The organism is Rhizobium sp. PRIMUS64 (assembly GCF_023006465.1).
Taxonomy (GTDB): Bacteria; Pseudomonadota; Alphaproteobacteria; order Rhizobiales; family Rhizobiaceae; genus Rhizobium; species Rhizobium leguminosarum.
In genome coordinates, this window is the sequence record NZ_JALBGX010000203.1 from 1 (window position 1) to 9,065 (window position 9,065).

General features: G+C 63.8%; 10 protein-coding genes. 5 read left to right on the forward strand and 5 right to left on the reverse strand.

Annotated features, from left to right (window positions below):
* The 3 genes from MOV76_RS36970 to MOV76_RS36980 form a co-directional block, all read left to right on the forward strand.
* Positions 1-619 (forward strand): adenylate/guanylate cyclase domain-containing protein (locus MOV76_RS36970; RefSeq protein ID WP_247266410.1); only part of this gene is annotated, 619 nt, incomplete at its 5' end.
* Positions 620-692: 73 nt separating this feature from the next.
* Positions 693-1,337 carry a helix-turn-helix domain-containing protein gene (locus tag MOV76_RS36975; RefSeq protein WP_018446331.1) on the forward strand — a complete coding sequence of 215 codons (645 nt, stop codon included), beginning with the start codon at positions 693-695 and terminating at the stop codon, positions 1,335-1,337.
* Positions 1,334-2,578 carry an MFS transporter gene (locus MOV76_RS36980; RefSeq protein ID WP_247266411.1) on the forward strand — a complete coding sequence of 415 codons (1,245 nt, stop codon included), beginning with the start codon at positions 1,334-1,336 and terminating at the stop codon, positions 2,576-2,578. The genes MOV76_RS36975 and MOV76_RS36980 overlap by 4 nt, the downstream gene beginning before the upstream one ends.
* Here the strand turns inward: MOV76_RS36980 and MOV76_RS36985 are convergent.
* Together MOV76_RS36985 and MOV76_RS36990 are read right to left on the reverse strand one after the other, a co-directional pair.
* Positions 2,565-3,497, reverse strand: coding sequence for a LysR family transcriptional regulator (locus tag MOV76_RS36985; RefSeq protein WP_247266412.1), 933 nt, complete (start codon positions 3,495-3,497; stop codon positions 2,565-2,567). The genes MOV76_RS36980 and MOV76_RS36985 overlap by 14 nt on opposite strands.
* A gap of 174 nt (positions 3,498-3,671) precedes the next feature.
* Positions 3,672-4,595 carry a phytanoyl-CoA dioxygenase family protein gene (locus MOV76_RS36990; RefSeq protein ID WP_247266413.1) on the reverse strand — a complete coding sequence of 308 codons (924 nt, stop codon included), beginning with the start codon at positions 4,593-4,595 and terminating at the stop codon, positions 3,672-3,674.
* 97 nt (positions 4,596-4,692) lie between these two features.
* On the opposite strand from MOV76_RS36990, the gene MOV76_RS36995 reads away from it, so the two are divergent.
* Entirely contained in the window at positions 4,693-5,517 is an 825-nt protein-coding gene (locus tag MOV76_RS36995) for an AraC family transcriptional regulator (RefSeq protein ID WP_247266414.1), read from the forward strand.
* A gap of 25 nt (positions 5,518-5,542) precedes the next feature.
* Here the strand turns inward: MOV76_RS36995 and MOV76_RS37000 are convergent, their stop codons facing one another.
* Positions 5,543-6,565, reverse strand: a complete 1,023-nt coding sequence (locus MOV76_RS37000) for an LLM class flavin-dependent oxidoreductase (protein WP_247266415.1) — start codon at positions 6,563-6,565, stop codon at positions 5,543-5,545.
* A 368-nt stretch (positions 6,566-6,933) separates the two neighbouring features.
* Between MOV76_RS37000 and MOV76_RS37005 the strand changes: the two genes are divergently transcribed.
* Positions 6,934-7,581 (forward strand): metallophosphoesterase family protein, encoded by a 648-nt coding sequence (locus MOV76_RS37005; RefSeq protein WP_247266416.1) that lies wholly within the window; start codon positions 6,934-6,936, stop codon positions 7,579-7,581.
* A 108-nt stretch (positions 7,582-7,689) separates the two neighbouring features.
* On the opposite strand, the gene MOV76_RS37010 is transcribed toward MOV76_RS37005, so the two are convergent.
* Entirely contained in the window at positions 7,690-8,052 is a 363-nt protein-coding gene (locus MOV76_RS37010) for a hypothetical protein (protein WP_247266417.1), read from the reverse strand.
* Between the two features lie 5 nt (positions 8,053-8,057).
* The gene (locus MOV76_RS37015) at positions 8,058-8,855 is read right to left on the reverse strand and encodes a DUF899 family protein (protein WP_247266418.1); all 798 of its coding nucleotides are present in this window, start codon (positions 8,853-8,855) and stop codon (positions 8,058-8,060) included.
* Positions 8,856-9,065: the final 210 nt, after the last annotated feature.

The window sequence follows — 9,065 nt, forward strand, 5'->3', positions numbered from 1 at the left end:
GGTGCAGGCCGGCGCCCTTGCCCGCGGCACCGGCGAGACCATCCGCGCAGCCCTTCTCTGCGCCGATCTGCGCGACTTTACCGCGCTCTCCGAGGTGACAGAGCCTCACGTGATGATCACTGCACTAGACGCCTGGTTCGACCGTGTCGCAGGCGCCGTGCATGCCTTCGGGGGCGAGGTGCTGAAGTTCATCGGCGACGGCGTGCTGGCGATCTTTCCGGTCACGGCCACGTCGAGCGAGGGCGACGCCGCCCGAGGGGACTGCGAGGCCTGCGAGGGAGCACTGCGCGCGGTCGCCGCCAGCCGCGCTGGCATGGCCCATCTCGATCAGGTGCGCCAGGCGCAGGGGCTGGCGCCGCTGCCCTTCGGCGCAGCATTGCATTTCGGCGAGATCCTGTGGGGCAATATTGGTGCTGCCGACCGGTTGGACTTTACCGCCATCGGCCCCGCCGTCAATCTGGTCAGCCGGCTGGAAGGGCTGTGTAAGCCGCTCGGCCGAAGCGTGCTGATCTCGGGCGCGGTTGCGGCGAATACGGCGACGGCACTGATGCCGCTCGGAGAGCACAGCTTGCGTGGCATCGCCGACCCTTGCGCGGTCTTCACCCTGCCTGAGGATTGAGCTGCGGACAGGGCACTTGCATTTATGCAAAGAAAGCTTTGCAAAGATATCTTTGCAATAGTAGGCTTCCGGCATGAAAAATCCGCGCCCGCAGCCTGCTCAATCCGTCACCGCACCCCGCACCCTCAGCCGTGTCGTGCCCGATCCAACCGCGCTGAAGGCGCTGACGCATCCTGTCCGGCTACGCATGCTCGGCATGCTGCGGGTCGATGGCCCCGCCACCGCGACGCAGCTGGCGGCGCGGCTCGGGCTGAATAGCGGCGCGACCAGCTATCACCTGCGTCAGCTCGCCCAGTACGGCTTCATCGAGGAAGCGCCGCATGCTTCGCGGCGCGACCGCTGGTGGCGCGCCAGCCACGAGCTCACCTCGGTGCCGGCAAGCGAGGTTGAGGGCGAAGGGCTGGATCTCGATCTCGCCTTCAACCAGGCGATACTCTCTCTGCAGGTCGGCCAGATGCAGCAGGCGCTGGAGGAATATGCCGAGCTGCCGGCGGAATGGCGCAAGGCGAGTACGGCCAGCGACATCATCATCCCGATGACGGCGGAACAGGCCGAAGCCCTGACCAGGCGGCTGACCGATATCATTCTCGAAGCGATGCGGGTGGCGCCGCCTTTGGGAGAGCTCGCACCCCTGGATATGGTTCCTTTCTCGATCATGCTGCACGCCTTTCCCTATCCGGGCCGGCTCCCGCATCGCGAGGGGGATGATGGGTCATGAGGAGGGGTGGGCCATTCCTGGCGCTTGCCGCGGCCGAGACGCTTTCGCTTTCCGGCACCCGGCTGTCGACCATCGCTATTCCCTGGCTGGTACTGAGCACGACGGGCAGCCCCGTTTTAACCGGGCTGACGGCGATGATGGAGATGCTGCCCTATGTCGCCGCCAAGGCGCTCAGCGGGCCGCTGATCGACCGCGTCGGCCCGAAGCGCATCGCTGTCGTCTGCGACACCGCGTCGGTGGCCGTGGTGATGCTGGTGCCGCTGCTAGACTGGCTCGACCTGCTTGGTATGCCCCTGCTGCTGCCTGTTGTCTTTGCCATGGGTGTGCTGCGCGGTCCATCCGATGCTGCCAAACAGGCGATGGTGCCGGATATTGCCGAATTGGCGGCCGTGCCGATCGAGCGGGTGACCGGCGTCGTCGGCGCCATCGAGCGGCTGGCCTCAACGGCGGGTGCTGCGGGTGCCGGAGCGCTGATCGGCTTGATCGGCCCGGGCCAGGCGCTCGTCGTCAATGCCATTACCTTCGCTGCCGCGGCGCTGATCGTTGGAGTGGGCATCCCCCGGCTCAGGAGTATGTCTGAGCTACGCGACGCGCCCGAGGCCCGGCCGGGCGGGATGTCTTCCTATCTCGGCGATCTCAGGGAAGGCTGGCGCTTTCTGCGCGGCGACGCGGTACTCGTCAGCATCGTCATCATGGTGGCGACCACCAACCTGCTGGACCAGGCCTATCACGCGGTGCTGCTGCCCGTCTGGACGCAGAGCTCAGGCCATGGCCCGGAATTGCTGGGGGCGATGTTTTCGGCCTTCACCGGCGCCTCGATCGCGGGTGCTGCGATTGCCGCTGCGATCGGCGAGCGGATACCGCGCCTGATGGTTTATACCGTGGCCTTCCTGCTGACCGGATTTCCGCGCTTTCTCGTTATTGCGCTGGATGCGCCGCTCTCCCTCATCTTCCTCACCCTGACAATCGCGGGATTTGCCTCGGGCTTCCTCAATCCGATCCTGTCGGCGGTGATCTTCGAGCGCATCCCCAAGCCGCTGACCGGCCGTGTCACCGCGATGAACGCCGCCCTCTGCTTCGCGCTCATCCCCTTCGGCGGCCTCGTCGGCGGCGCACTGATCAGCATGATCGGCCTTGCCGCAGCACTCTCGCTCACCGGGCTCACCTATCTCGCGGCAACGCTCTTTCCCCTGGCGCTGAAGAGCTTCCGCGGCTTCGACAAGCCTATCACCCAGAGCTAGCGTCGCGGTTGCGCGCCTGGCCCTGGTGCCCAAGCTCCTCGACCATCAGATCGATGAAGCGGCGGACACGCGGTTCCAGCAGGCGCTTGTCGGGATAGAGAGCGACGATCTTTGCGTCGTCAGTTTCGAGGCCAGGCAGGACCTGCCGGAGGCGCCCGGCGACGAGATCATCGGCGACGAGAAAATCGGGAAGGAGGGCAATCCCCAGTCCCGCCAGGGCGGCGTCGCGGATCGCCTCTGCGCTGTCGAGCCGCAGACGGCTGCGCCCTTGCGCTTTGACCCAGGGACCGCCTTCCCCGCGAAAGCGCCAGCCCTGCCTTTGATTGCGGCTGGCAAAGATCAGGCAGTCGTGGGCCGTGATATCGTCGATATCGCCCGGCTCCCCGCGCTCTGCGAGGTAAGACGGCGAGGCGCAGAGCCGCGCCTTGTATCTGGCGACCGTGCGCGCGATCAGGCCGGTGTCCGTCGCCGTCGCGCCGATCCGGATTGCCAGATCGAAGCCGTCCTCGACGATGTCGGCCGGGCGATTGGTGAAGCTCACTTCGACCTGGATGTCGGGCCAGGCCCGAAGATATTTTTCGAGCAGGGGCAGCATGACGAGCCGCCCGAAGGCATCGGGAACGGTGAGCCTGAGAACGCCTCGCGGCGTGCTGTTCTGCCCTGCCACGCTCGCCTCCGCCTCGTCGACCGATGCAAGGATCTGCAGCCCGCGCTCGTAGAACATCCGGCCTTCGTCGGTCAGGCTCAGCGTCCTCGTCGTGCGGTTGAGCAGGCGCGCGCCGAGCCGGTCTTCCAGGCGGATGACGGCCTTGCCAGCTGCCGACCGGGACAAGCCCATGGCTTGGCCGCCGGCGATAAAGCTCCCCGCATCGACGACGGCCATGAAGATCAGGATATCGTTCAGGTTCGTACGCGGCATGAGGCAACTCGAGCGGTTCGGCTACATCAATAAGTCGGGCAGTCATGGGATCGTTCAAGGCCCGGACCATCAACGCCCATCGCGGCAGTAAGGTCCCCACGCTTCGCTTCTATGTAGACGTCCCTTCGCCAATCAACCGGATAGCAGGTCAAAGATGGGCACTGGAAAGCCGGGCTACAGCATGTCGCCGAGGCTCCAGTGGTTGTTCCATCGGACGTCGATCTCGTCGTCGACATTCTGATATCTTATGTCGGTGGAAAGGCGCAGCCGCCGGCTGCGGTCCTGATTGATGGTCGAGGCGTGGATCATGTAGGGAGAATGGAGCACCACGTCACCGGCCTCATAATCGGCCGCGAGCCAGCGAGTGTCGAAGCGCTTCGCCATATCCGGGAGATCCTTCGAGACCCAGCCGCCTTCCGCCATGTGGCTGTTATAGGCATTGATCCGCTCTTCCGGAGAAAGATCGCCGCTTGCGGCCTGGAACTCGGCTTCCATTTTGACGCCCAGCGCGTGCGAGCCTTCGAGGTAAACCAAGCCGCCCATCTCGGTGGGGATGTCGCCGATTGGAATCCAGGCCGTCACCAGGCGGCTGGTGCCGCCGCGGAGATAGACGAGATCATAGTGGGCGGGCGTGGCAGTCGGCGATCCCGGCTGGATGAAACGCATGAGCTTGCGCTTATGCAGATAAGAAATGCCCTGCAGGAAATCGTCCATGAAGCGGGTGAGCGGCGGTTGCGCACAGAAGCCTTCATAGGCGGCTGAGCGGACGAGCGACATCAGGCGCCGGTCCGCCAGGCTCCTGTCGAAGCCACCGGCAGACGCAATGCCAAGGGAAAAATCGCTGCCGGGCTCGACCAGTCCGGTTTCGGCGAGATGTTCGAAGACCCAGCGGCGGAAGTCGATCACGCCAGCCTTCGGCAGAAGGCTTTTCAGCCAGACATAGCCATCGTCCTGGTAGCGGCGGCGGATGGCGTCGACGCCGATGGCGGGATCGGTCGGCGTGAGCCAGCCCGTTCGCTCCGCAGGCAGGGTCTTGCCATGGGCGGCAAGGGAAAATTCCGGCTTTTGGATCTGCATGACCTCCGCAGCAATTGACATTTCACTCCTCCGTCGCTTGAGTTGGTTTGTCGTCAATTACCTGATCCGGCTGGCCAACCGACATAGAGGAAATTCATACCTGGACTTTTCGCTCATCATGAGAAACACCGAAGCCATCTATAGAACGCCGCCTGCCGCTGCCGGCGGACTTGCTGTCGCCGGCAGCGGCAGGCAGCAGGCCCGCCGCGCGGTGAGGGAGCGAAAACTGCCGAGTTTCGCCGTCGTCCTGGTAGAGCGCGGGCAGGGCTGGCTGGAAACCGCCGCCAGCGGCCGGCTGAGCCTGACCGGACCTGCATTGTTCTGGCTGTTTCCCAACCGGGTGCATTCCTATGGCCCCGACGAAGGCGGCTGGGACGAGCGCTGGGCGCTTTTCGAAGGATCTTTCACGCGGGACTTCGTGAGGCTGAGGATCATCTCCGAGCGACATCCCGTCGTGGCTTTACATCATCTCGATGAGGTGGTCCGGCTGTTCGGCAAGCTTCATGCCGATCTGCTTGACGATACCAATCTCGGGCAGGCATCGGCGGCATTGATGCTGCATCGCATCGTCATATCAGCCGCCAGACAGGCAAGTGGCGCGGCCGATCGACGCCAGGAAAGGCCCGACATGGCGAAAATCGTGGAAACGCTACGGCGGAGGGCGATGCAACCGTTGGACCTCGCAGCCTTTGCCGCCGAGCACGGCATGTCGCCGGCCACGCTGCGCAGGCGGTTCACGCTCGAAACCGGATTGCCTCCCAAGGCATTTCAGCTTCGGGCGCGCATGGATCATGCCAAACAGCTATTGGCAACCACCGACGAAAAGATCGAAACGGTGGCCGCCATGATCGGCCTGGACGATCCGTTTTATTTTTCGCGTGTTTTTCACGAACGTGAAGGCTGCAGCCCTCGCGAGTTCCGCGCGAGGTATCCGCGAGTTTGAGAGTCCGGCAGCTGTGGCCGGAGCGTCAGCGCCAACCCATCGCAGGCGCGACGTGGGTCAGGATGGCTTCGATGACATGAGCGTTGTATTCGACGCCCAGCTGGTTGGGGACGGTGAGCAGCAGCGTGTCGGCTTCGGCGATTGCCTCGTCCTCGGCGAGCTGCTTGATCAGGGCATCGGGTTCGGCGGCATAGCTGCGACCGAAGATCGCCCGGGTCTTCTCGTCGATGAAGCCGATGTTGTCCTCACCGTCGTTGCCGTAGCCGAAATAGGCGCGGTCGCGATCGTCGACCAGCGCGAAGATGCTGCGGCTGACCGAGACGCGAGGCTGGCGCGTGTGGCCGGCTTCTTTCCAGGCCTCGCGGTATACCCGGATCTGGTCGGCCTGCTGGACGTGGAAGGGCTCTCCCGTCTCATCGTCCTTCAGCGTCGAGCTCTGCAGGTTCATACCGAGCTTGGCTGCCCACACGGCGGTGGCATTGGAGCTGGCGCCCCACCAGATCCGTTCACGCAGGCCCTCGGAATGCGGCTCGAGGCGCAGCAGGCCAGGCGGGTTCGGAAACATTGGCCGCGGGTTCGGCTTGGCAAAACCTTCGCCGCGCAACACTTCGAGGAAGACTTCGGCATGGTGGCGGGCCATGTCGGCCTCGCTCTGGCCTTCGGGCGGGGCATAGCCGAAATGGCGCCAGCCATCGATCACCTGTTCGGGCGAACCGCGGCTGATGCCGAGCTGCAGACGGCCGCCGGCGATGAGGTCGGCCGCACCGGCATCTTCGGCCATGTAGAGCGGGTTTTCGTAGCGCATGTCGATGACGGCAGTGCCGATCTCGATGCGGCTGGTTCTCGCGCTGACGGCTGATAGCAGCGGGAAGGGTGCTGCCAGCTGTCGGGCGAAGTGGTGCACGCGGAAATACGCCCCGTCAGCACCGAGCTCCTCGGCCGCGACGGCAAGGTCGATCGACTGCAGCAACGCATCGCCGGCCGAGCGCGTCTGCGATTGGGGCGAGGGCGTCCAGTGCCCGAACGAGAGAAAACCGATCTTCTTCATACCGATGCCGCACCTTGATCCGTTGTATCTGGGTTCGACCGGTCATCGCACAGTTTCGGCCCGGAAGACAATCGTAACCGGATGGGTGTGGCCCAAAGGTCGCGCATCCAAGGCCTGAACTATATTGGCCGGTTGATTGCATCGAGCTGGCCAGCCAGTTGTTGAAGAGGGCTGGTTAGCAATGCCGTACCCATCCGCGGATCGGCATCCCAGATGGCCGACGCGCCGATCAATATGCGAACTCAAGCCAAAGGCGAGGCAATCGCCGTAAGTGCCAGGAAATGAGTCGGATTTTCTGTCGGCAGTATTGAGATCCGCCGCGGCGATCCGGACTTCACCTGACCCCCGACAGGCGCTAAAAATGAAACATGCGCTACACGTTCGCCATAGGTGATATCCACGGCTGTATCGATCCGCTGAACAGGATGATCGATCGGGTCGAGGCCTATGCGTCTGAAGGGACGGTCGTCTTCCTTGGCGACTATGTCGATCGCGGGCCTGACAGCAAAAGCGTCCTCGACCGGATCATCGCCGGTCCATCGGACCCGTGGCGATGGATCTGCCTGAAAGGCAATCATGAGGACCTGATGGTCGCTGCCTATGCCGATAGCGACAGCAGAGACGTGTGGATCGGCATCGGCATCGGCGGACTTGAAACCGAAATGTCCTATGGCGGCAGAGTTCTGCCCCAGCATCTGCAATGGGCGGCCGATCTTCCCTTCATGCACATTGATCGATATCGCATCTTCGTCCATGCGGGCGTCGATCCAGCATTTCCGCTGGAGCAGCAGAGCGAGCACGATCTTCTCTGGCTACGGTTCCCTCCCGGTGAGTCCAGCAACTATTGGGGCAAGCACCTGGTCCACGGCCATACACCGTCGCTGTCCAACCCAGTGACGACAGGAAACCGCACCAACATCGACAGCGGCTGCGTCTTCGGTGGCAAACTTTCCTGCGCGGTCTTCGACGACGAGATTGCCGGCGGGCCGATCGACTTTATCGAGGTGAGGGCATGAACTTGAGCGCTTTGGTAGGAGGTAAAGCCCGGCGCGACTGAGCGGGAGTGCGGCTTGCTCCCTCTTCTCCGCGCTGGGGAGAAGAGGGAGTGTCGTCGTCGCAGAGCGTTATCGGGGGCTTATGTTCCGCCAGCCGGCGGCGAGCCGCAGCCAGGGTGCCAAGTGGAAGCCGCTCATCAGCAGGTACATCAGCACCATTCCGCCGATCGGGAAGGCATCCGGCGTCGTCATGCAGATCATGTCGGCGCTGCCGGTCGTGGCTGTCAGCACCGCCATGATCGCGAATGTCGGAGCGGCTGCGAGCGACAGCCAATCGGCGACGCGGCTGGTGATCCGGCTGCCTGGGCTAGCCATGCCACCGCTCGGCTTACCAGCTGATCCATCCGCGGCGGCAGCCAGCGAGAGCCACTCGGCGGCGTTGAGAGCGACGTTGCCGTCGCCTCTTCTTGGAGTGTGGGCGGAGAGCAGCATCGGCGTCACTCCTTGCCGTACCGGTCGTGGTAGCGCCACCAGATGCCGGTTTCATTGCGGCCCTTGGGAGCGCGGTCGAGCCATTGATACATGCCCCACAACCCGTCCAGCCCGCGCGCATAGCTGGAATAGCTATGGTAGACGGCACCGTCGATGAGCTCGAAGGCGCTGACACCCGGCCGGTCGCGGGTATAGGTGGGGACATCGGTGCCGGTCATGGCGGCGATCTGAGTGATCGGCGCCTCGCTGTCGCGGGGCTGCCGCTCCTGGACAGTCCTTGCGGCGAGCGGTTGGGGGGCGGGCGGTTCGCGGCGGTAATTATAGTCTACTTCGCCCTGGTGCTGCTGCTCGGCGGAGAACCAGACGCTGAAATCGCCGTTGAAGTCGCTGCCAAAGGACGACGCCCAGGGAAAGCTCCAGTCCATCCGTCGCTTGAATGCTTCGAGCTTTGCCAACGGCGCGCGGGAGACCGCCCAAAAGGCGACATCGTGGCTCTCCAGGTGAACGAAGAAGCCGTTGAAGCCATCGGCGATCGACGAGCAGGACGGGCATCCCGCGGTATAATCCGGTCCGAACATGAAGTGATAGACGAGAAGCTGCGAGCGGCCGCCGAAGAGGTCTTTCAGCGAGATGTTGCCGTCGTCGGTGTCGAAGCGGTATTGCTTGTCGATCTTCACACGCGGTAATTGCTGCCGCTTCATCGCCAGCGCGTCGCTCTGCCGGGTCAGTTCCTTCTCCTCCTCGAGTAGATCGAGCCTTGCTGCCAGCCACTGCTGGCGTGTTGCGTTCAGCTGTGCCGTCATGGTCTTCTCCTTTGCCTGTCTCTCGTCGTAGCATCCGGCGCAGGCTTGCTTGCCGGTCGACGACAAATCTAAGGCCAGGTGGGGAAATGGTGGGAGTGACAAGTGTGACGGGATTTGAATGGACTCGCTGATCACGGCGGCGGCGCGGGCGCTGGCAGTGGGAGATGCGCTTGGCGCGCTAAAGCGGGTGGCGCTGCGCAACGATGCGCC